This is a genomic window from Streptomyces sp. NPDC059851 (genome assembly GCF_042732005.1).
Lineage (GTDB): Bacteria > Actinomycetota > Actinomycetes > Streptomycetales > Streptomycetaceae > Streptomyces.
This window is the reverse complement of the sequence record NZ_JBHWJJ010000002.1, coordinates 20,017-40,580: the sequence shown is the minus strand read 5'-3', so window position 1 is coordinate 40,580 and position 20,564 is coordinate 20,017. Positions and strand designations below refer to the sequence as shown.

Genomic DNA, 20,564 nt, shown 5'->3' with positions numbered 1-20,564 from the left:
GGTGCTGGTGGTGCGGTCGCGGAGGGCGTTGCTGGTGAGGCGTGGTCTACGCGCGATGATCACCACACCGGGGTCCCGGTTCGGATCAGCCCTTGCCGCGCTGCGTGCGCAGGTGCTCCGCGACCGGCTCCAGCGAGCCGCGCAGCGCCGCCAGGGCCTCCGGCGGCAGCAGGTCGATGAAGTGTCGGCGGACGGACGCCACGTGGTGCGGGGCGACCTTCCGCATCAGCTCCATGCCCTCGTCCGTCAGGACGGCGTACAGGCCCCGGCGGTCGGACTCGCAGTTCACGCGGACGACCAGGCCGGCGTTCTCCATCCGGGTGATCTGGTGCGACAGCCGGCTCTTGGACTGGAGCGTGGACGTCGCGAGATCGCTCATCCGCATCCGGTGGTCCGCGGACTCCGAGAGGTTCACCAGGATCTCGTAGTCGTTGTTGGTGAGTCCGAAGGGCTGGAGATCCTTTTCCAGCTGGTGCATCAGCAGTCTGCTGACGTCCAGATGGATCCGCCAGGTGCACTGCTCGGCATCGGTAAGCCAGCGGGTGGCCGTCTCGGTCTCCATGGTCTCCATGAATGAACTCTACCTAAGAAGTTGAATGACGTACAAAATCGGGAAAGCTGACGATCACAACCCGAAGCGTCGCTGGAGGTCACCCAGCTGCCCCGGCATCCGGATGCCCAGCGCCTCCAGCTGCCCGGCCGAACCGTGGCCGCTGCCGCCGCCGGGAACCCCGGGCTCGGCGCCGACCGTCCCGACCGACTGCTCCGCCATCAGTGCCTCCGACGACTGCAGCAGCACCGTTCCGGCCCCGACGAACTCGAACTGGTGCTCCTCGCCCGAGGTGCCGCCGATGCCGGTCAGGGAGCGCAGGCCGCCCAGGACGCCCGACATGTACCCGTGGTCGTAATGGTGACAGGGGGACGGGCAGTCCGCCCAGCCGACGAGTGCCTGCGGGTCCACGCGCAGCGGGGGCTCCATGAACACCACCGGTCCGTTGGACGCAGCCACGAACTTGCCGGTTCCGATCAGGGTGAGGAAGCCCGGGACGATGGACTGCTTGAGGGAGAGGGAGGGCTCGTACGCCAGCAGGTTCCCCGACCGGATCGTCAGGTTGCCGTTGTCGAGGTCGAACGAGTTCACGTCGAAGGCACGGTCGGCCAGCAGCATCTTGCCCTGGCCCTGGGCCACCACCCAGTCGCCGGCGTGCAGCGGGGAGTGGAAGCTCGTGCGCAGCAGCCGGTCGAACCGGCCGTTGCCGATCCCGTCGAACTCGATGCGCCCGTAGTACGCGATCATCTTGCCCTTCTGCAGGAACCACTGGTTCCCCTTGAGCTCCACGCAGAAGGTGTACGCGTTGACGTTGTCGTCGGAGGGCAGGGTGTACGGGTCGAAGACCGTCGGGCCGCCCGGTCCGCCGGTCACGGGACCAAAATTCACAGCTTCTCCTCCGAGGCCTGTACGTACACCGCGCCCTGACCCGACAGCTCCAGCTGGAAGGCCTCGCCCGAGCCGCGCCCCACCATGTCGCGCCAGCCGAGCGCGGTGGAGAGCTTGTTCCTGACGTCCCCGTGGTGGGCCACGTACGCCTGGGGGTCGACGTGGACCGGACGGTTCGGGGTGATGGGGAGCTCGATCACCCCGCCGTGGGCCATCACGGCGACCGAACCGTGACCCTTGAGGGTGGTGGTGAACAGGCCCTGCCCCGTCACCTGACCGCGCACCATGCCCATGACGCCCCCCTGCGAGCCCATGAACATGGTGCCCTGCTGGAGCGTGCCGTCGAACGCGAGCAGTCGGTCCGCCTCGACGTACAGGGTCTCGCCGGTCAGGTTGATCACCTGCACGTGGTGGCCGCCGTGGCCGAACATCACCGTGCCGCTGCCCTCGACCTCCATCAGCGGGGTCTGTTCGTTCGCCACCCGGCGTCCGATCATGCCCATGACGCCCCCCTGGCCGCCGGTCAGGCTCGGGGTGAAGGACACGCTGCCGCGGTACGCGAGCATCGCGCCCCGCTGGCTGTACATCTTCTGCCCCGGCACGACCTGGGCCTCGACCATCTTCGAGTTGATCTCGCGGAACGGCATCAGACGTCGCCCCCGATGGTGTTGCGCTCGCTGGGCTGCACGTACACCAGGCCCTCGCCCTCGAACCGGATCTGGAACGCCTCGCCCGAGCCCTCGCCGAGCAGGGTCCGGAAGGTGACCCCCGACTGGAAGGACTGGCGCAGGTCGCCGGTGTGCGCGATGTACGCCCCCGGGTCCACGGACAGCGGGTACTGGGCGCTGACCCGCAGGACCACCGCCGGGCCGTCCGACATGAGAGCCGCCTGGCCGGTGCCCTCGACGGTGGTGGTGAACAGGCCGTTGCCGGTCGCGCCGCCGCGCAGGCCGGTGAAGGTGGTGCCGGTGCGCAGGGACGCGTCCGTGCAGAGGAGGTTGCTGGACTCGACGTACAGCTTCTCGCCGTGCAGGTTGACGAGGTTGATCTCGCTGGCGCGGTCGGCGAAGAAGCAGGTGCCGTGCCCCTGCACCTCCATCACGGTCATCTGTTCACCCGTCAGGCGACGGGTCACCATGCCGCGGAGGCCTTCGCCACCGCCGGTCATCTTCTTGAAGGCCATCTGGCCGTCGTACGCAACCATGGAGCCGTTCTTCGCTTTCACGGCGTCCCCGGTCAGGTCGACGGCGAGCACCTTGCTGCCTTGGAGTCGGAACTGAGCCACGGGATGACGTTAACGGCAGCGGGCGGAGGCGAACAGGGCCCCTCGGTCCGATACCGGTGTCGGGCCGCGGGAGCGGGCGTGCACGGGGGTGCCGGCGCGGGTACCAGCACGGGTGCGGGCGCGGGTGCGGGCGGGCGCAGCGGAACCCGACCCCGGGTCAAGATCGGGCAAAGCGACTGAGACACTGGACGGGCCCCAGACCTCCACTCCGAAGGTTGATGATGGACATCAAGACCGCCTCCGCCCTGCACCGGCTGCGCCTCGTTTCCGTACCGGAGGCGCTGTCGTTCCCCGCCCTGCTGATCTTCGGCTCGCTGCTGAGCCGGATCTCGGACATCGACTACCTGATGCCCCCGCTGGGTGCCCTGCACGGAATCCTGTTCGTCATCTACACGCTGTTCCTGCTGGACGTCTGGAACAAGGCCAAGTGGCCCTTCAAGAAGGCCGCGCTGTTCTTCCTGCTCGCCGTGGTGCCGTTCGGCGGCCTGTACGGCGACAAGCTGCTCAAGCGCGAGGAGGCCGACAGCGTCGTCGCGGCCCGGGCGCGCCGCGAGGCGGCCGGCGCGGGCGCGGGTGCCGACGCGTGATCGTCGCGTTCTCGGTGACCCCGCTCGGGGTCGGCGAAGAGGTCGGCGAGTACGTGGCCGAGGCGGTGCGGGTGGTGCGGGAGTCGGGGCTGCCGAACCGCACCGACGCGATGTTCACCTCCGTCGAGGGTGAGTGGGACGAAGTGATGGACGTCGTCCGGCGGGCCGTCGCCGCGGTCGAGGCACGGGCGCCCCGGGTGTCGCTCGTCCTGAAGGCGGACATCCGCCCCGGGGTCACGGACGGCCTGACGTCGAAGGTGGCCACGGTGGAGCGCCACCTTGCCTGACGGCCCGACAGCCGGTGCCTGGGCTTGGCGGGGCCGCAACTGCGGAACCCGGGCCCTCCCGTTCGGCATCGACCGCGGGCGGCGCCTGGCATGCGGCCCGGCCCTCGCCCCGCCCGGTTCTCCCGGTAGGCCTCGCGGCGGCAGCGCGCCACGTCGATCGGGTTGCGCTGCCGGCGGACGTACGGAATCACCGGGCCGGAAGGCCAGGGCGGTGCGGCCGAGCCCTCGTCGAGCACCAGGACCGTCAGCCGGGCAGGGGCGCTCACGGGACGCGTTCCACGACGGCCACCTCCGAGAACTCCCGCAGGAAGGTCATCTGCCCCGTCCGCCCCGTGTGCTCGATGCACATGTCGGTGCACACGTCCGCGTTCCCGGTCGGGGCGGAACTCCACTCGCAATCCGGGTCCAGGCACCGCGCCGTGGCGGTCGTCTCCGCCGACAGGTGTCGGCGCATCACGTAGCGGACGTGGCGAAGAACGGCTCGAACGGTCATCCCGCACCCCTGTCGCGGAGTGGTTGCGCAGCTCGGTACACAACAGTCCGGCCGCCTCCAGGTTGCCGACCGCTTCGGCCACCTCCAGGTCAGCGGCCAGCGCGCGGCACACCCGGCACTCATGGCCGGGCGGCTCCGGGCCCTCCGGCCGGGTGGCTTCCTGTCGTGCTGCCGTCGCCATGTCGCATCCTCCGCGTCGCCTGCCGGACGGTGCGATGTTCGTCCTCCCCCGGGGACGTATCCTCCCGTGCCGCGGACGGTTGAGGCGAGATCACTCGCCAACGGGAAGAGGTCGAAGCGGCTGCCCTCACGGTTTCCACGCGCATCCGGATCACGCTGGAGCATCTGACCCGACTTGGACCCCTCGAAGGACTGGAAGCCCGGTTCAGCGCCGCTTCCGACGCCGTGAACCACGTCGGACTCAGCGTCTTCCGGTTCGATCAGCACGCGCTTGTCACGCCCCACCTGGCCCGGGTCGTCGGGCACGACTCCCCGGTGCTCCACCTCCGACGCCAAGGCGACGGCGGGATGTTCGACCGGTTCAGGGACCATGCTGAAGAACTGTGGGAGCGGGGGCGCCCCGTCCAGTAGGGGACGTGCGCCCTGAAGGCGGACACCGGCCCGGGGTGACCACGGCCTGACGTCGAAGGCCGCCGCAGTCGAACGCCACCTGTCCTAACGCTCCGTCGGAGCCTCATCTTCGAACGGGGTACCAGACGTTGCGAGTTCGACGGGTGTGCGGCCCCGGGCGTCCCGATGGGGGCGGCGTGGGATGCGGCGGAACGGAATGCGGTACGGCGTGGTGTGCAGCGGGCTCTCCCGCTCGCCTGCGAGGCGCCGGCGGCGGGCGGTCTCCCGGTCGGCGCGGTGCCCGCGAATCCGCGGGCACGGTGTCGGCCGAAGGGCGCAACGAGGCGTACGAGGACGGCCTGGCCGCGGTCCGCTGACCGGGATGCCCCGGCCGCGCCGGAGGGGGCGGACCCCGGCCGGCACCTGCGCACCCTGCGGCGGGACCGCGGCGGGGCCGCCGCGTCACGGCGGTGGGGGTGCGCCCGTTGCCAGGGCGATGCCCAGGGGGGTGCGCTCGTAGAGGATGTGGTGGCCGTGGCGGGACGCGAGGAGCAGGCCCGCTCCGTGCAGTGCCTTCAGGTGCGCGGAAACCGTGGCGGGCGCCAGCCCGAGACGCCGGGCCAGGGCGGTGGTGGACGCCGGTTCGGCCAGTGCACACAGCACCTCCGCGCGGCCCCGGCCGAGCAGCCGGGCCAGAACCTGCGGGGCCGGGCCGGCCGGGGCCGTCCACAGGGCGCCGATGCCGCGGGCCGGGTAGACCAGCGTCGGCTGCCAGGGCGGGTCGTAGCCGCCGACGACCTCCGGCCAGACGAACGCGCTCGGCATGAGCAGCAGCCCCTGCCCGTCCAGGCTGCGGTCGTGGTGGCCCGGCTTCCGGATGGTCAGCGTGTCGCCGGACCAGGCCAGGTCCGGGTGGAGCCCGTCGAACAACGCCTCCAGGCCGCCGGCCGCGAGCCGCCGCGAGTGGAACAGGATGTCGGCCTCCAGCAGCGCCCGCAGCCGCGGCCAGTGCGGTGCGATCAGCGTCGCCCAGGCCTGTTCCAGCAGGTCGGACAGTTCCCGCACGGCCCGCGCCGGGTCCGCGAGCATCCGCCGGCCGGCCTCGCTCTCCGCCGCGCCCGGGCTGCACACCAGGGCCCGCCGCAGGTCCTCCCGTACGGCGTGCGGATCCGCGGAGCCGGCCGCCCGGACCCGCGCCAGCTCCTCCTCGAAGGTGACGGACGGCCCGACGGGCGGCGGGCTGAGGAAGTCCGGGTTGTGGCCGGCCCCCGGCATCAGCAGCCACAGGGGCCGCAGGTCCAGCCCCTCGGCGGCGGCCCGGATCTGCCGCAGCCAGGGCAGGTGGTAGGCGTGCCGGTGCGGGCGCATCAGGGTGCGCACCGCCTCCTGGGTCTCCCAGCGCGGCGAGATCGAGAACCGGCAGCGCAGCAGGTCGGCCGGCCCGAAGCGGAAGTGGAAAGCCATGGTCCGGTCCCCCTCCTCGTTCCCCCGCTCCCCTCGTGGCCCCGAGGTCCGCCCTCGTGATCGTGATCCCTCGTGATCCTGCGCGATCCTCCGGTTCCCCGTGAGTGATTCGGGCAGGGGCGAATCACTGCCGCGGCCCACCGTAGCCCCGCAGGGTGTCGGCATGGCCACCACCACCGCCCACCGGGCAGCCCGCGGCGGCTACCGCCCCGTTTTCCGGGTCCGGGAGTTCCGGTACGTCTTCGTCGCCCACCTGCTGTCCGTGCTCGGCATCGTCGTCGCCGAGATCTCCCTGACCGTCCTCGTCTTCCGCGCCACCGGTTCGCCGCTGATGAGCGCGCTCGCCTTCGCCCTCGGCTTCCTGCCGTACGGCCTCGGCGGCATCCTGCTGGCGCCCCTGGCCGACCACCGTCCCGCCCGCAGCGTCCTCACCGCCTGCGACCTGCTCTGCGCCGGGTGTGCCGCCGCCATGGTGCTGCCCGGTACGCCCGTCGGCGCGCTGCTCGTGCTGCGCGCCGCCATGGCCTTCGTCGCGCCGCTGTTCCAGGGCACCCGCAACGCTTCCCTCGGCGACATCCTGGGTCCCGGCGACGCCTTCGTCCTCGGCCGTTCGCTGATGCGGATGGTGGCCCAGAGCGCCCAGCTCGTCGGCTTCGGCCTCGGCGGGCTGCTGCTCACCGTCCTCGCGCCGCGCACCGCCATCGCGCTGACCGCCGCCGGCTTCCTCTGCTCCGCCCTGCTGCTGCGCTACGGCACCAGGGCCCGGCCCGCCCGGGCAGCCGCCGGGACCTCCGCGGGGACCTCCGTTGGGGCTGCCGCGACGCTCGCAGGGATCCGGGCCGTGCTGGGCGAGCGCCGGCTGCGGGCGCTGACCCTGCTGTTCTGGTTGCCACCGGTCTTCGTGATCGCCCCCGAGGCGCTGCTCGCCCCGTACGCCGACGCCATCGGCGCGGGCACCGCCGCGCTCGGGGTGATGATGTGCGCCCTGCCCGTCGGCACCATCGCGGGTGAACTGTGGGCCGGCTCGGCGCTCGGCCCGGCCGCCCGCTCCCGGATGGTGGCCCCGCTCGCCGCCGTCGGCCTGCTGCCCCTGCTCGTGTACGCGGTCCGGCCCGGCGTGCCCGTGGTCCTCGCCGCACTGCTGGCCGTCGGGCTGGCCCAGGCCCACACCCTCGGCCTCGACCAGTGGTACGTCGACGCCGTCCCCGAGGAGCTGCGCGGCCGGGCCATGACCCTGCTCGGCACCGGCCTGATGGCCTTCCAGGGGGTGGGCATGGCGCTGGCCGGCCTCGCCGCCGAATTCGTTCCGGTCCATCTGGTCGTCGTCGGGGCCGCCGTCCTCGGGACGGCCGTCGTCCTGCTCCTGCTCGCCGAGCTGCGCTCCGCCACCCGGGGGAGCGGACCGAGGAGTGAGACGGGGCACACCGCCAAATGACCGCCCGGTAGGGTCATATACGTGTCCAAGCCGCTCAGCCTCTCCTTCGACCCCATCGCCCGCGCCGACGAACTGTGGCAGCGGCGGTGGGGGCCGGCGCCCTCGATGGCAGCCATCACCTCGATCATGCGGGCGCACCAGATCCTGCTCGGCGAGGTCGACGCCGTGGTCAAGCCGTACGGCCTGACCTTCGCCCGGTACGAGGCGCTCGTGCTGCTCACCTTCTCGAAGGCGGGCGAGCTGCCGATGTCGAAGATCGGCGAGCGGCTGATGGTCCACCCGACGTCCGTGACGAACACGGTGGACCGGCTGGTGAAGTCCGGGCTGGTGGCCAAGCGCCCCAACCCCAATGACGGCCGCGGCACCCTGGCGAGCATCACGGACAAGGGCCGCGAGGTCGTCGAGGCGGCCACGAAGGACCTGATGGCGATCGACTTCGGGCTGCACACCTACGACGCCGAGGAATGCGCCGAGATCTTCGCGATGCTGCGGCCGCTACGGGTGTCCGCGGGGGACTTCGAGGAGCGGTAGGCCCCGCGGCGGCGGACCGCCGTGGTTCTGCTCACACCGTCCGTCGGCCGCCTGCGGCTTCGTGCGCCCGGCGTCGGCGGGCCCGGGAGCCCCCGTTACGCTCGTAGCCATGAAACGAAGCGTGCTGACCCGCTACCGCGTCATGGCCTACGTGACCGCCGTCATGCTGTTGATCCTCTGCGGCTGCATGGTGGCCAAGTACGGCTTCGACACCGGCGCCGGCCTGACCTTCGCCGTGTCCCAGGCCCACGGCGTGCTCTTCATGGTCTACCTGGTCTTCGCCTTCGACCTGAGCTCCAAGGCGCGCTGGTCCTTCGGGCGGATGCTGTGGGTGATGCTGTCCGGGACCATCCCGGGCGCCGCGTTCTTCGTCGAACGCAAGGTCCGCGCCGACATCGAGCCGCTGATCACGGACGACCTGGCCACGGCCGACGCGTAGCTGCCGAACCCCGGGGAGAAAGCTCCCCGGGGTTTCCCATCGACATTTACTAGGACGTCCTAGTAAATTCGAAGCATGGACGCTGACGCCATCGAGGAGGGCCGCCGCCGCTGGCAGGCCCGTTACGACAAGGCCCGCAAGCGCGAGGCCGACTTCACCACGCTCTCCGGCGATGCCGTCGATCCGGTCTACGGGCCTCGGCCCGGCGACGCCTACGAGGGCTTCGAGCGCATCGGCTGGCCGGGTGAGTACCCGTACACCCGCGGCCTGCACGCCACCGGCTACCGCGGTCGCACCTGGACCATCCGACAGTTCGCCGGCTTCGGCAACGCCGAGCAGACCAACGAGCGCTACAAGATGATCCTGGCCGCCGGCGGCGGCGGGCTCTCCGTGGCCTTCGACATGCCGACCCTCATGGGCCGCGACTCCGACGACGCCCGCTCGCTCGGCGAGGTCGGGCACTGCGGCGTCGCCATCGACTCCGCCGCCGACATGGAGGTCCTCTTCAAGGACATCCCGCTCGGCGACGTCACCACCTCGATGACGATCTCGGGCCCGGCCGTGCCCGCCTTCTGCATGTACCTGGTGGCGGCCGAGCGGCAGGGCGTGGACCCCGCCGTCCTCAACGGCACGCTCCAGACGGACATCTTCAAGGAGTACATCGCCCAGAAGGAGTGGCTCTTCGAACCCGAGCCGCACCTGCGCCTCATCGGCGACCTCATGGAGTACTGCGCCAAGGGCATCCCCGCCTACAAGCCGCTGTCCGTCTCCGGCTACCACATCCGCGAGGCCGGGGCGACGGCCGCGCAGGAGCTCGCGTACACGCTGGCCGACGGCTTCGGCTACGTGGAGCTCGGCCTCTCCCGCGGCATGGACGTCGACACGTTCGCGCCCGGCCTGTCCTTCTTCTTCGACGCCCACCTCGACTTCTTCGAGGAGATCGCCAAGTTCCGCGCCGCCCGCCGGATCTGGGCGCGCTGGATGAAGGAGGTGTACGGAGCGAAGAACGAGAAGTCGATGTGGCTGCGCTTCCACACGCAGACCGCCGGCGTCTCCCTGACGGCGCAGCAGCCGTACAACAACGTGGTGCGCACCGCCGTGGAGGCCCTCGCGGCCGTCCTGGGCGGCACGAACTCGCTGCACACCAACGCCCTCGACGAGACCCTCGCCCTGCCGAGCGAGCAGGCGGCCGAGATCGCCCTGCGCACCCAGCAGGTGCTGATGGAGGAGACCGGCGTGGCCAACGTGGCCGACCCGCTGGGCGGCTCCTGGTACGTCGAGCAGCTCACCGACCGCATCGAGGCCGACGCCGAGAAGATCTTCGACCAGATCAAGGAGCGCGGCCTGCGCGCCCACCCGGACGGCAAGCACCCGATCGGGCCGATCACCTCGGGCATCCTCCGCGGCATCGAGGACGGCTGGTTCACCGGCGAGATCGCCGAGTCGGCCTTCGTCTACCAGCGCGCGCTGGAGAAGGGTGACAAGCGCGTGGTCGGCGTCAACGTCCACCACGGCTCGGTCACCGGCGACCTGGAGATCCTCCGCGTCAGCCACGAGGTCGAGCGGGAGCAGGTGCGCGTGCTCGCCGCACGCAAGGAGCGCCGCGACGACGCGAAGGTGCGGGCCTCGCTGAAGGCCATGCTCGACGCCGCCCGCGACGGGTCGAACATGATCCCGTCCATGCTGGACGCGGTGCGCGCCGAGGCCACGCTCGGCGAGATCTGCAACGCGCTGCGGGACGAGTGGGGCACCTACACGGAGCCCGCGGGCTTCTAGCCCCCGCACACCCCGGCGCTGCCCGACTTCCCCCGGGGGCCGCCGGAGGCAGGACGAAGGCCGGTCGCGGTGCCGCTGCCCTGAGGCAGCCGCGACCGGCTTTCCCCGTAACCGGGGACCGGGCGCACCGCATGCACCGGGCGTACCACGTGCACCGGGCGTACCACGTGCACCGGGCGTACCACGTGCACCGGGCGTACCACGTGCACCGGGCGTACCACGTGAACCGTGCGGACCAGGCGGATCACGCGGCTCCGGCGGCGCCCCGCAAGCCGTGCATCAGCAGGGCCGTGAAGGCGGCCACCCACACCTCGTCCACCGGTTCCGAGCTGACCAGCGCGCGGTGGACCACCGTGCCCGCGATCACGTCGAAGATCAGGTCCGTGGTGCGCCCGGCGAGGGCGGCGTCCTCCTCGCGCGGGAGTTCCCCCCGGGCCTGGGCCCGTTCGCGGCCCTGTACGACGAGACGTTTCTGCCGGTCCACGATCGCGGACCGGATCCGGTCGCGCAGGGCTTCGTCCCGCGTGGACTCGGCGACGACCGCCATCAGGGCCGTACGGGCCTCGGGGCGCCGCAACAGCTCCGCGAACTGCAGGACGACGTCCTCGATGTCGGCTTCGAGGGAGCCCCGGTCGGGGAGTTCGAGGGAGTCGAAGAGCTCCGCGACCGCATCCACGACCAGCTCGTTCTTGCCCGCCCAGCGGCGGTACAGGGTGGTCTTCGCAACTCCGGCCCGGGTCGAGACGTCGCCCATCGTCAGCTTCGACCAGCCCAGCTCGACCAGTGCGTCCCGCGTCGCGGCGAGGATCGCTGCGTCCGCGGCGGCGCTTCTGGGGCGGCCGATGCGGCCGCCGGGGGAGCTGGGGTTGCGCATGGCGCAGAACCATACCCGCCGGTAGCGGAACCGCCGGGCCCCAGGGTGTGTGCTTCAGATCACGGGGTACGAGTGCGCTCGCGGGGTCCACGGAGACCCGTGGGGAGTTACGCTACGGCTCGTAGCGTAAGAGCGGCAACCACGCGAAGAGCTACCGGCGCCAGGTGGGGACCCGGCGCCACCACAGCACCACCACACGGCAGTTCCAGGGCACGACAGCATCACCGGACCGTTCGACCGCGGGCCGGACCGGCTGCGGCCGGCAGGGCAATTCGGCCGATCTTTTTCGTCGGTGCGCGCACAGGGGGGAGGATGTACGCATGCAGCCCAGAAACATGTCCATGAGCGGCGTCGTCGACCTCGCCGCGGTGAAGGCGGCCGCCGAGGCCAAGGCGAAGGCCGAGCAGTCGCGGGCCGAGGCGGCCCGGCAGGCCGCCCAGGGCGGTGCGCCCGCGGCCGGCGGCGCGGTGCCCCCGTCGGCGCTGGTGATCGACGTCGACGAGGCCGGATTCGAGCGCGACGTCCTCCAGCTCTCCTCCGAGGTCCCGGTCATCCTGGACTTCTGGGCCGAGTGGTGCCAGCCCTGCAAGCAGCTCAGCCCCCTGCTGGAGCGGCTCGTCGTCGAGGCGAACGGCCGCCTCGTCATGGCCAAGATCGACGTTGACGCCAACCAGATGCTGATGCAGCAGTTCGGCATCCAGGGCATCCCCGCCGTGTTCGCGGTGGTCGCGGGCCAGGTACTGCCGCTGTTCCAGGGCGTCGCTCCCGAGCAGGAGATCCGCGCGACCCTCGCCCAGCTGGTGCAGGTCGCCGAGGAGCGCTTCGGGATCATCGGCATCCCGGTGGACCCGGCCGCCGAGGGCGGCGGCGCGGTCACCGCCGAGGCCCCGGCCGGACCGCACGACGCGCTGCTGGAGGCGGCCGTGGCCGCGCTCGACGCGGGCGATCTGGCCGGCGCGGTGCAGGCGTACGCGAACGTGCTTTCGGAGGACCCGGCCAACACGGAGGCCAAGCTGGGCCTGGCGCAGGCCGAGCTGCTCGCCCGGGTCAAGGACATGAACCCGCAGGCGGTGCGCGCCAGGGCGGCTGAGAACCCGAAGGACCCGCAGGCCCAGATCGACGCCGCGGACCTGGACATGGCCGGCGGCCACGTGCAGGACGCCTTCGGGCGCCTGGTCGACGCCGTGCGGGTGACCGCCGGGGACGACCGGAACGCCGTACGGGTACGGCTGCTGGAGCTGTTCGAGGTCATCGGGGCGGACGACCCCCGGGTCACGGCGGCGCGTACGGCGCTCTCGCGGGCGCTGTTCTAGGCGGCTCGCGGGCACGGTCGGCCGGGCCGCGGAGCAGTCGCGGACCGGCCGGTGATTTGTTGACACGGAGATAAACAGCGGCCGCGTTTTACCAAAACTTGGTAATTGCGGCCGCTGTTACTCGCAGTAAATGGAACCCCGTGAACTGTCCGGTGTATTCCTCTTCCTCCCGTTCTGTCGTGGCCTTGGGTGGCACCCTGTGTTGCTTCCCGATGGCTGCGGGTCGGCCCCCGGTTATCAGGCCGTTACCCGCCAGTAACGAACCCCCTTGTGCCCCGGCGCCGAATGGACCACGATCGGCGACGCTCGGTCCTTCCCGCAGTGCCGCCAGCCGGAGCCGTGGTGAAGGGTCCCCACCGGGCCGGCCGGTGACAGTGGCACCGGCCGCAGGACAGGGGGGTCTTCGCCGCACCGGCGGAGCCTGTCCTCCTGGTCGCGCGAACGCGTGGCCCAGTGGTTGTCGCTCGGGGGTGAACGCCGGTGTATCGGACGCGGCCCGGCCGCGGCACGGCCGCCTGCGCTCCTTCCCGAGGACGTAGCACTTCTCCCATCCCAGGACGGGCCCTGCCCGGACCGGAGATGTACGTCCGAGAAGGAGGAACAACATGAGTTCTCAGGTTCGTGGCGGAACCAGATGGAAGCGCTTCGCGCTCGTCATGGTGCCGAGCATCGCGGCCACCGCCGCGGTCGGTGTGGGTCTGGCACAGGGCGCCCTCGCGGCGTCGTTCAGCGTCTCGGGTCAGGACTTCAAGGTCCGGGCCGACAAGCTTGACGGCAGGGACCTCATCCAGTACGGCGGCATCGCCAAGGGCCACGATCTCAAGGGCAACGAGGCGCACCACCCGGTCACGATCTCCGGGTTCAGTCGCGCCGAGATCACCAATATGTGCCAGTCTCTGGTGACCCCGACGCCGCTGGGTAACATCACGCTGCAGCTGCGGACGGGCCACAAGGGCACGCCGGCCGTCGCCACCAACATCTACCTGGATGTCGCCGAGCTGGACACCGACGCCGAGTTCGAGAACCTCGACATCGGTGTCGCGGTGGGCGACGAGAGCCACAAGACCAAGCCGCAGGCCGGCACGGTCTCCAACAAGTACGCGTTCTCACAGCGCGCCGACCGCGCGGTGCTGACGAACGTGCGCCAGAAGGCGTGGGCGACGACGGCGGGCACGTTCAAGCTGCCCGACCTGAAGCTGCGCCTCATGGGCGGCGATCAGCCGTGCTACCAGGACTCGGAAGTCAAGTAATCCGTTTCCGGTGAGCGACCGGGCGGCGCGGGCGGCAGGCAGACGGCTCGTCACCCGCCCGCCCGGGTTCCACAGATTTCTCCGTACCACCGTTTCCAGGGAGCTGTTGTCCATGAACACCAAGGCCCCGGTTTATGTTCGCGCGGAAGACGACGCCTGGCTCACCGTCGTGTACTACCACGTTCACGCGTGGACCGGCCGCCGTCCCTTCTGGGCCGGGCTGTTCACCCTCGTCAGTGGCTTCCCGATCGCGTACTTCCCGTACGCGGACTTCCGGCTCGGCAACCTCAGCCTCGCGATGGCGACGACGGGCGGCGCGGGCGCGCTGATCATCGGTGTCCTGCTGATCACGTTGGGCCTCGCTCTCTGGTTCCAGCAGGCGATCCGGGTCTTTGCCGGTGTCGCGTCGATCCTGCTGGCGCTGGTGTCGCTGCCGGTGTCCAACCTCGGCGGCTTCGGGTTGGGCTTCGTCCCGGCCATGATCGGCGGCGCCCTCGCGCTGGCGTGGGCGCCCGGCACCCCGGTGGACGAGACCGACGCGGCCCCGGCCGGTGACACGGGCAAGGCGGAGGCGATGGCGGGCGGCCCCCAGGGCATCCCGGCCCCCCGCGGGACGGAAACGGCATACGCGAGCGAGACGACTGCCCACGCCGATGGCGGGAGGAACAGTGCGGGGTGATGAGACGCAGCCGGGCGTGGCCCCGAGCGCGGAGTCCCGTGAAAGAAAGGGGCCGCGGCACGCCGCCCCCCGGAAGTCGCTGCTGAACAAGATCCAGATTCCGGTCGGCAAGACGATGGCGCTGGCGGCCATGCCGACCGCGGTCCTGGTCGGCATGGGCATGGCGCCCAGGTTGGCCCTGGCCGACGACAAGGAGATCCCCTTCGCGCCCGGCCCGTGCGTGACACGGTCCGACGAGCCCGCGGAGTCGGCCTCCCCCAGCCCCTCGGCGTCGGACTCACCCTCGCCTAGCGCGAGCGCCTCACCGTCAGCCTCCGCTGCGCCCAAGCCCGGTGTCACCCCGCCGGCGCCGAAGCCGTCCGCGAGCAAGCAGGCAGACGCCACCCGGTCCACGACGGCGGCCCCCACCACCCCGGCCGCCCCCACGCCGTCCGCCTCGAAGACCCCGAACCCGCTGGACCCGCTGGGCGTCGGCGACAAGGTCAAGGACTTCTTCGACTCGCTCGGCAAGCCGCTCCAGCCCGCGCAGCCGTCGGCCACCCCGACGACGCCCGCGCCCCCGGCCCCGTCCGCCCCGGCCCCGGACCCCTCGGCCGACGCGATCCGCGAAGCCGCGAAGAAGGCCGGCGTCACCGTCCGCGAGCTGCCCCAGGACGTCAAGGACACGGCGACCAAGCCCAAGGACGAGACGGGCAAGGACAAGGACAAGTCCGAGAAGGACGACGCCGACAAGGGCAAGGACGCGGACGGGAAGCAACCCTTCCCATGCCCGACCTACGACGCCAAGGCCCTGGCCGACGCCCAACTGGAGCCGGGAATCCCGCTCCTGCCGGACGAGCCCTGGTACCTGGACAGTTCGCTGCTGACCCTCTACGGCCTGGACTACAAGGGCATCGTCGAGGTGAAGACCGCGAGCGGGAAGACCAAGAAGGTCCTGAAGTTCACCGCGGACTCGCTGGACATCAAGGACCTCTACCAGACCGTCGGCAAGGGCGGGAGCATCGCCCATCTGAAGTCCCGCCCGGGCTCCACGTCCAAGATCCGCGGCGGCGAGGTGACGATGTACACGGAGAACCTCAAGGGCAACCTGTTCGGGATCATCCCGATCGAGTTCTCCCCGAACAGCCCGCCGCCCCTGAACGTCCCCTTCGCGTTCTTCACGAACGTCAAGGTCGTCCAGGCCGGCCAATTCGGCGGCACCCTCACCGTCCCGGGCCTGAAGAACTACATGGGCCCGCCGGAGGGATAGTCCGGCGACGTACCCGTGAGGCCCGCTCCGGCATGGGCGCTGTTGGTTGACCAACAGCATCCGGAAGGGAGTGGGCCTCAGCCGGGCGCGCGGGCTCAGTCCGGCAGTTTGGGCAGGACTTCGGTGTTCATTCCGTACTCGTCGAAGATGTCCACCAGCGCTCTGGTCATGGCATCCACACCGGGCTCGCGGACGATCACGAGATCCTGCACCTGAAAGTACGAGCCGTCGGCGCATTCGCCGGTGGCCGACCAGCGATCCATGACCTTGGCGATTTCGCTATGGGTCAGAAACGTGGCACTCCAACGCGTTCCGTCGGGAGCGGTGACGATCGCATCGGTGTTCTCGACGGTGTCGGGATCGTCGTCGAGCCCGAGGATGTAGGTGACCGAGAACCGGTCCGTCTGCACGACGTGGAAGGGATCGTCAGGCATAGATCTCCTGGAGCTCCTTGATGACGGCCGGCTCATGCTTCTTATCGCACATGGCGACGATCTCGTGGGCATCGCCAACCCGACGGAAGAACATTCTCCCGCCGTTCCTGGAACGCGTGTACTCGATTCCTCCACTGAGGCCGGAGGCGCCGATCCCTGCCTGCTTGTTGCCTGCGGCGAGCCTGGCCTCAAGAGCCTTGAAGTCTAGGGCCACCTGCTCGTTCTTGGCAGATTTCATCATCACCTTGTAGAAGAATCCGCTTGTCCCAATGGCGGACCGCACGCAGATCTTCGGGGTGGCCGCGGAAACCGCGTTCCTGGGGGCGACCTTCTGCGGTGCACCCCCCCACCGCAGAGACGAGGCAATCGACCGCGGGCTGGCCCTTCTTGAGGGTCTCCAGGAGCTTGCGCGTCCGGTCCAGGGTGTTCTCCTAGCCCGGTCGAGGCCTTCCAGGAAAGTGTGGACGCCCTTGCCGACCTTGTAGATCACCTTGGTGACGGCGGGGATCTCCGCCACGGCAACGCCGACCATCACGACGTTGACCAGGGTCCACAGGCAGCTCTCAACGTCACGCCGCGTGAAGCACTTCTTGGCGTCCGTGTAGCCGAGTTCGTCGAGCAGGATCTGCCCGCCGATCTCAATCACCCAGTCGAGCACGTCCTTGGCCGCGAGCTCCTTGGCCGCGCGGAACTCGTAACACACGGCTGACCGCAGTTCGCCAGCAGCAGGGCCTCTTCGTCCTGCGACAGGTCCGCGCCGGTGTCCGGCTTGGGAGCGTCGACGAGCGCTTCTCCTTCGTCTTGTCGTCCCCCTGCTTGGTGGCCTCGGCGGCCAGCGCGGGCTTCGCCGCCGAGCTGCGGGCGGCGGCCAAGGACTTCAGAGCGGCAGCGGTGTCGGCCGCGGCGGCTGCGGCCGCTTGGGCGGCGAGCTTGGCGTCGCCAGAGGCCTTGTCGGCGAGCGCCTTGGCGGCGGCAGCCTTGGTGGCTTCATCGGCCTTGGCGGACTGGCCGACCAGGACGGCGAAGGCGGCTGCCGCAGCGGTCTCGCGGTAGGGGGTGCCCATCGCGATGGCGCCGTTGGCGGGCTGTACGGCCTGGGCCGCCGAGTCGCGCGCGGCCGGGGCCGCTTGGGAGGTGGCGTCGGCGTGGCCGGCAGTAATGGCCGACCACGCGGCCGTCTTGATTGCCTCCGTCCGGGCTGCGGCCGAGTTCTTGGTCGCCTGGAGCGAGGCTGCCTGCGCCTTCTTTGCTTCGGCCTCGGCCTTGGTGGCGTTCACCGAGGCGGCGTCGATGGCGTCGGCCGCCGCGGCGTGCGCGGTCGCGGCGGCGGACGCGCTGGTCTGGTATGCCGACCAGGCCTTGTCCGAAGACGCCCGGGCCCGTTCTGCAGCGCCCTCCGCGCGGGTGGAAGCGGCTCGCGTGTTGTGCGCGGAGGTCGTCGCGTTGTCGGCATCCGCACGGGCACGATCCGCCGCCCCGGCGCTGCGTTCGCGGCGGTGCGGGCCGTGGTCGCCGCCTCGGGGCTTCTGCCGCTGCGAGGTCCCGGCAGCAGCAGCGGCTGCCGCCTGATCAGTTACCGGGGGTAGTGGGGTTTCGGTCGAAACTACTGGCCAGTCGTCGCGGGAGTGGGAAACGCCGAGGGCGGCACCCCGTTCCCGGAAGGGATGTGGGGTGCCGCCCCCGGTGTCCGTGCGGCCGGGCCGGTCAGGCGTCAGGCCAGGTCGGGGCCGCCCAGGTGGTGGACGCGGACCATGTTGGTGGTGCCGGGTACGCCGGGCGGGGAGCCGGCCGTGATGATCATCGTGTCGCCGGCGTTGTAGCGGCCGAGCTTGACCATCTCGGAGTCCACCAGGTCGACCATCGCGTCGGTGTTGTCCACGTGCGGGACGACGTGGGACTCCACGCCCCAGCTCAGGGTGAGCTGGTTGCGGGTGTTGACGTCGGTCGTGAAGGCCACGATCGGCTGTGCGGCGCGGTAGCGCGAGAGCCGGCGGGCGGTGTCGCCGGACTGGGTGAAGGCGACCAGGGCCTTGCCGTCCAGGAAGTCCGCGATCTCACAGGCCGCACGGGCGACCGAGCCGCCCTGGGTGCGCGGCTTCTTGCCCGGGACCAGCGGCTGGAGGCCCTTGGACAGGAGCTCCTCCTCGGCCGCCGCGACGATCTTCGACATCGTCTTCACGGCCTCGATCGGGTACGCGCCGACCGAGGACTCGGCCGACAGCATGACCGCGTCGGCCCCGTCGAGGATCGCGTTGGCGACGTCGGAGGCCTCCGCTCGGGTCGGGCGGGAGTTGGTGATCATCGACTCCATCATCTGGGTCGCGACGATCACCGGCTTGGCGTTGCGGCGGCACATCTCGATGAGCCGCTTCTGGACCATCGGCACCTTTTCGAGCGGGTACTCGACGGCCAGGTCGCCGCGGGCCACCATGACCGCGTCGAAGGCGGCGACCACGGCCTCCATGTTCTCGACGGCCTGCGGCTTCTCGACCTTGGCGATGACGGGGACCCGGCGGCCCTCCTCGTCCATGACCCGGTGGACGTCCTTGACGTCGTTGGCGTCGCGGACGAAGGACAGGGCGACCATGTCGCAGCCCATCCGCAGGGCGAAGCGGAGGTCGTCGACGTCCTTCTCCGACAGGGCCGGGACGTTCACGGCGGCACCCGGCAGGTTGATGCCCTTGTGGTCCGAGATCACCCCGCCCTCGATGACGATGGTCCTGACCCGCGGGCCCTCGACCTCGGTCACCCGCAGCTCGACGTTGCCGTCGTTGATCAGGACCTGGTCCCCCTTGGCCACGTCGCCCGGCAGGCCCTTGTACGTGGTGCCGCAGATGGACTTGTCGCCCGGGACGTCCTCGGTGGTGATGGTGAACTCGTCACCGCGCACCAGCTCGACGGGGCCCTCGGCGAACGTCTCCAGACGGATCTTCGGACCCTGGAGGTCGGCGAGGACGCCGACCGCGCGCCCGGTGTCCGCGGAGACCTGCCGGACGCGGTCGTACCGCTCCTGGTGTTCTGCCTGGGAACCGTGGCTGAAGTTGAATCGGGCCACGTTCATACCTGCCTCGATGAGCGCTTTCAGCTGCTCATACGAGTCGACGGCGGGGCCCAGCGTGCAGACGATTTTGGAACGGCGCATGGAGCGGATCCTATCGGTTTGTTTCGCAGCGGAATATTCCGTCTGGTGGAAAGTCCAAGTGACTACTCAGTAACCAGCGCGTACGCCTGAGTGGCGATTTCCAGCTCCTCGTCCGTCGGAACCACCGCCACGGCCACCCGTGCGTGGTCCGGGGAGACGAGCCGCGGCCCGTCCGAGCGCACGGCATTGGCCGCCGGGTCCAGTACGAGCCCCAGCTCCGCCAGGCCCTCGACCGCCGCCTCGCGGACCTGGTGGGCGTTCTCGCCCACGCCGGCCGTGAACGCCACCGCGTCCACCCGGCCGAGCACCGCCGAGTAGGCGCCGATGTACTTCTTCAGCCGGTGCACGTACGCCGCGAAGGCGAGCCGCGCCGACTCGTCGCCCTCGCCCGCACGCCGCAGCACCTCGCGCATGTCGTTGTCGCCGCACAGGCCCAGCAGACCGCTCTTCTTGTTCAGGAGCGAATCGATCTCGTCCACCGAGAGGCCGCCCACCCGCGCCAGGTGGAAGACCACCGCAGGGTCCAGGTCGCCCGAACGGGTGCCCATGACCAGGCCCTCCAGCGGTGTCAGGCCCATCGAGGTCTCCACGCACACGCCGCCCCGGACCGCTGACGCGGAGGCCCCGTTGCCCAGGTGCAGCACGATCACGTTCACGTCCTCCACCGGCCGGCCCAGCAGCGCGGCCGTGGCCCGGGAGACGTACGCGTGCGAGGTGCCGTGGAAGCCGTACCGCCGGATCGCGTACTTCTCCGCCGTCGCGGCGTCGATCGCGTACCGGGCGACGTGCTCCGGCATCGTCGCGTGGAAGGCCGTGTCGAAGACCGCCACCTGCGGGAGGTCCCCGCGCAGCGCCCGCGCCACCTCGATGCCGGTCACGTTCGCCGGGTTGTGCAGCGGCGCCAGCGGGATCAGGCTGCGGATCTCCGCCAGCACCTCGTCGTCGATGACCGTCGGGGCGGTGAACCGGGTCCCGCCGTGCACCACCCGGTGCCCGACGGCGGCCAGTTCGGGGGAGTCCAGGCCCATCCCGTCTGCGGCGAGCTCCGCCGCGACCGCCGCGAGGGCCGCCTCGTGGTCGGCGATCGCGCCCACCCGCTCCCGCTTGCCGCCCGAGGCGCCCGGGCCGGCCAGCGGCTCGTGGACGAGCCGGGAGGTCTGCTCGCCGATGCGCTCGACCAGGCCGACGGCCAGGCGGGAGGAGTCCGCCATGTCGAGCAGCTGGTACTTCACCGACGAGGAGCCGGAGTTGAGGACGAGGACGCGCGATGCGGTGGTCACGATGGAGGTCTTTCCTTGGATGAGGGTTCGAGGGGAGG

22 protein-coding genes and 1 pseudogene are annotated in these 20,564 nt (G+C 70.7%); 11 read left to right on the top strand and 12 right to left on the bottom strand.

The features are described 5' to 3' along the window. Positions 1-85 precede the first annotated feature (85 nt). The 4 genes from ACFV7Q_RS00785 to ACFV7Q_RS00770 form a co-directional block, all read right to left on the bottom strand. Positions 86-562: a MarR family winged helix-turn-helix transcriptional regulator gene (locus ACFV7Q_RS00785; RefSeq protein ID WP_385422233.1), complete on the bottom strand. Its 477-nt coding sequence runs from the start codon at positions 560-562 to the stop codon at positions 86-88. Between the two features lie 63 nt (positions 563-625). Beyond that, positions 626-1,423: an AIM24 family protein gene (locus ACFV7Q_RS00780; protein WP_385422098.1), complete on the bottom strand. Its 798-nt coding sequence runs from the start codon at positions 1,421-1,423 to the stop codon at positions 626-628. Between the two features lie 11 nt (positions 1,424-1,434). Beyond that, positions 1,435-2,085 (bottom strand): AIM24 family protein, encoded by a 651-nt coding sequence (locus ACFV7Q_RS00775; RefSeq protein ID WP_179173249.1) that lies wholly within the window; start codon positions 2,083-2,085, stop codon positions 1,435-1,437. Further along, positions 2,085-2,723, bottom strand: coding sequence for an AIM24 family protein (locus ACFV7Q_RS00770; RefSeq protein WP_385422096.1), 639 nt, complete (start codon positions 2,721-2,723; stop codon positions 2,085-2,087). The genes ACFV7Q_RS00775 and ACFV7Q_RS00770 overlap by 1 nt, the downstream gene beginning before the upstream one ends. A gap of 221 nt (positions 2,724-2,944) precedes the next feature. Between ACFV7Q_RS00770 and ACFV7Q_RS00765 the strand changes: the two genes are divergently transcribed. Beyond that, a complete protein-coding gene (locus tag ACFV7Q_RS00765; RefSeq protein WP_385422094.1) occupies positions 2,945-3,310 on the top strand; it encodes a DUF3817 domain-containing protein in 366 nt (121 codons plus the stop codon). Further along, positions 3,307-3,597: an MTH1187 family thiamine-binding protein gene (locus ACFV7Q_RS00760; protein WP_361088838.1), complete on the top strand. Its 291-nt coding sequence runs from the start codon at positions 3,307-3,309 to the stop codon at positions 3,595-3,597. Before ACFV7Q_RS00765 ends, ACFV7Q_RS00760 begins: the two co-directional genes overlap by 4 nt. A 262-nt stretch (positions 3,598-3,859) precedes the next feature. Here ACFV7Q_RS00760 and ACFV7Q_RS00755 read toward each other — a convergent pair whose 3' ends face one another. Beyond that, a complete protein-coding gene (locus ACFV7Q_RS00755) occupies positions 3,860-4,090 on the bottom strand; it encodes a hypothetical protein (protein WP_385422092.1) in 231 nt (76 codons plus the stop codon). Between the two features lie 264 nt (positions 4,091-4,354). On the opposite strand from ACFV7Q_RS00755, the pseudogene ACFV7Q_RS00750 reads away from it, so the two are divergent. Beyond that, positions 4,355-4,681, top strand: a pseudogene (locus tag ACFV7Q_RS00750) (XRE family transcriptional regulator); the annotation flags it as partial. Positions 4,682-5,122: 441 nt separating this feature from the next. On the opposite strand, the gene ACFV7Q_RS00745 reads toward ACFV7Q_RS00750, so the two are convergent. After that, positions 5,123-6,124: a DUF5937 family protein gene (locus ACFV7Q_RS00745; RefSeq protein ID WP_385422090.1), complete on the bottom strand. Its 1,002-nt coding sequence runs from the start codon at positions 6,122-6,124 to the stop codon at positions 5,123-5,125. 163 nt (positions 6,125-6,287) lie between these two features. Here ACFV7Q_RS00745 and ACFV7Q_RS00740 point away from each other — a divergent pair, with 163 nt between their 5' ends. From ACFV7Q_RS00740 to ACFV7Q_RS00725, 4 genes are all read left to right on the top strand, one after another. Continuing rightward, a complete protein-coding gene (locus ACFV7Q_RS00740) occupies positions 6,288-7,559 on the top strand; it encodes an MFS transporter (RefSeq protein ID WP_385422088.1) in 1,272 nt (423 codons plus the stop codon). A 21-nt stretch (positions 7,560-7,580) separates the two neighbouring features. Beyond that, complete coding sequence (locus tag ACFV7Q_RS00735; protein ID WP_385422086.1) at positions 7,581-8,090, top strand: MarR family winged helix-turn-helix transcriptional regulator; 510 nt, start codon at positions 7,581-7,583, stop codon at positions 8,088-8,090. Between the two features lie 109 nt (positions 8,091-8,199). Further along, positions 8,200-8,529, top strand: coding sequence for a DUF3817 domain-containing protein (locus tag ACFV7Q_RS00730; protein WP_385422084.1), 330 nt, complete (start codon positions 8,200-8,202; stop codon positions 8,527-8,529). 75 nt (positions 8,530-8,604) lie between these two features. Continuing rightward, the gene (locus tag ACFV7Q_RS00725; RefSeq protein WP_385422082.1) at positions 8,605-10,305 is read left to right on the top strand and encodes a methylmalonyl-CoA mutase; all 1,701 of its coding nucleotides are present in this window, start codon (positions 8,605-8,607) and stop codon (positions 10,303-10,305) included. Positions 10,306-10,549: 244 nt separating this feature from the next. On the opposite strand, the gene ACFV7Q_RS00720 is transcribed toward ACFV7Q_RS00725, so the two are convergent. After that, the gene (locus tag ACFV7Q_RS00720; protein ID WP_385422080.1) at positions 10,550-11,179 is read right to left on the bottom strand and encodes a TetR/AcrR family transcriptional regulator; all 630 of its coding nucleotides are present in this window, start codon (positions 11,177-11,179) and stop codon (positions 10,550-10,552) included. 320 nt (positions 11,180-11,499) lie between these two features. Between ACFV7Q_RS00720 and ACFV7Q_RS00715 the strand changes: the two genes are divergently transcribed. The 4 genes from ACFV7Q_RS00715 (at position 11,500) to ACFV7Q_RS00700 (ending at position 15,670) form a co-directional block, all read left to right on the top strand. Next, positions 11,500-12,492 (top strand): tetratricopeptide repeat protein, encoded by a 993-nt coding sequence (locus tag ACFV7Q_RS00715; RefSeq protein ID WP_385422078.1) that lies wholly within the window; start codon positions 11,500-11,502, stop codon positions 12,490-12,492. Positions 12,493-13,097: 605 nt separating this feature from the next. After that, the gene (locus ACFV7Q_RS00710; RefSeq protein ID WP_385422076.1) at positions 13,098-13,742 is read left to right on the top strand and encodes a DUF6230 family protein; all 645 of its coding nucleotides are present in this window, start codon (positions 13,098-13,100) and stop codon (positions 13,740-13,742) included. 112 nt (positions 13,743-13,854) lie between these two features. Further along, on the top strand, positions 13,855-14,421 hold the full coding sequence (locus ACFV7Q_RS00705) for a DUF6114 domain-containing protein (protein WP_385422074.1): 567 nt from the start codon (positions 13,855-13,857) through the stop codon (positions 14,419-14,421). Next, positions 14,411-15,670, top strand: a complete 1,260-nt coding sequence (locus tag ACFV7Q_RS00700) for a hypothetical protein (RefSeq protein ID WP_385422072.1) — start codon at positions 14,411-14,413, stop codon at positions 15,668-15,670. Before ACFV7Q_RS00705 ends, ACFV7Q_RS00700 begins: the two co-directional genes overlap by 11 nt. Before the next feature lie 95 nt (positions 15,671-15,765). On the opposite strand, the gene ACFV7Q_RS00695 is transcribed toward ACFV7Q_RS00700, so the two are convergent. The 5 genes from ACFV7Q_RS00695 to ACFV7Q_RS00675 all read right to left on the bottom strand — a co-directional run bounded on the left by ACFV7Q_RS00695 (position 15,766) and on the right by ACFV7Q_RS00675 (position 20,526). Further along, on the bottom strand, positions 15,766-16,104 hold the full coding sequence (locus tag ACFV7Q_RS00695) for a hypothetical protein (protein WP_385422070.1): 339 nt from the start codon (positions 16,102-16,104) through the stop codon (positions 15,766-15,768). Next, complete coding sequence (locus tag ACFV7Q_RS00690) at positions 16,097-16,807, bottom strand: hypothetical protein (RefSeq protein WP_385422068.1); 711 nt, start codon at positions 16,805-16,807, stop codon at positions 16,097-16,099. The genes ACFV7Q_RS00695 and ACFV7Q_RS00690 overlap by 8 nt, the downstream gene beginning before the upstream one ends. Further along, positions 16,743-17,381, bottom strand: a complete 639-nt coding sequence (locus tag ACFV7Q_RS00685; protein WP_385422066.1) for a hypothetical protein — start codon at positions 17,379-17,381, stop codon at positions 16,743-16,745. The genes ACFV7Q_RS00690 and ACFV7Q_RS00685 overlap by 65 nt, the downstream gene beginning before the upstream one ends. A gap of 434 nt (positions 17,382-17,815) precedes the next feature. Further along, positions 17,816-19,246, bottom strand: a complete 1,431-nt coding sequence (pyk, locus tag ACFV7Q_RS00680; RefSeq protein WP_385422064.1) for a pyruvate kinase — start codon at positions 19,244-19,246, stop codon at positions 17,816-17,818. 62 nt (positions 19,247-19,308) lie between these two features. After that, on the bottom strand, positions 19,309-20,526 hold the full coding sequence (locus tag ACFV7Q_RS00675) for an acetate kinase (protein ID WP_385422062.1): 1,218 nt from the start codon (positions 20,524-20,526) through the stop codon (positions 19,309-19,311). Positions 20,527-20,564 lie beyond the last annotated feature (38 nt).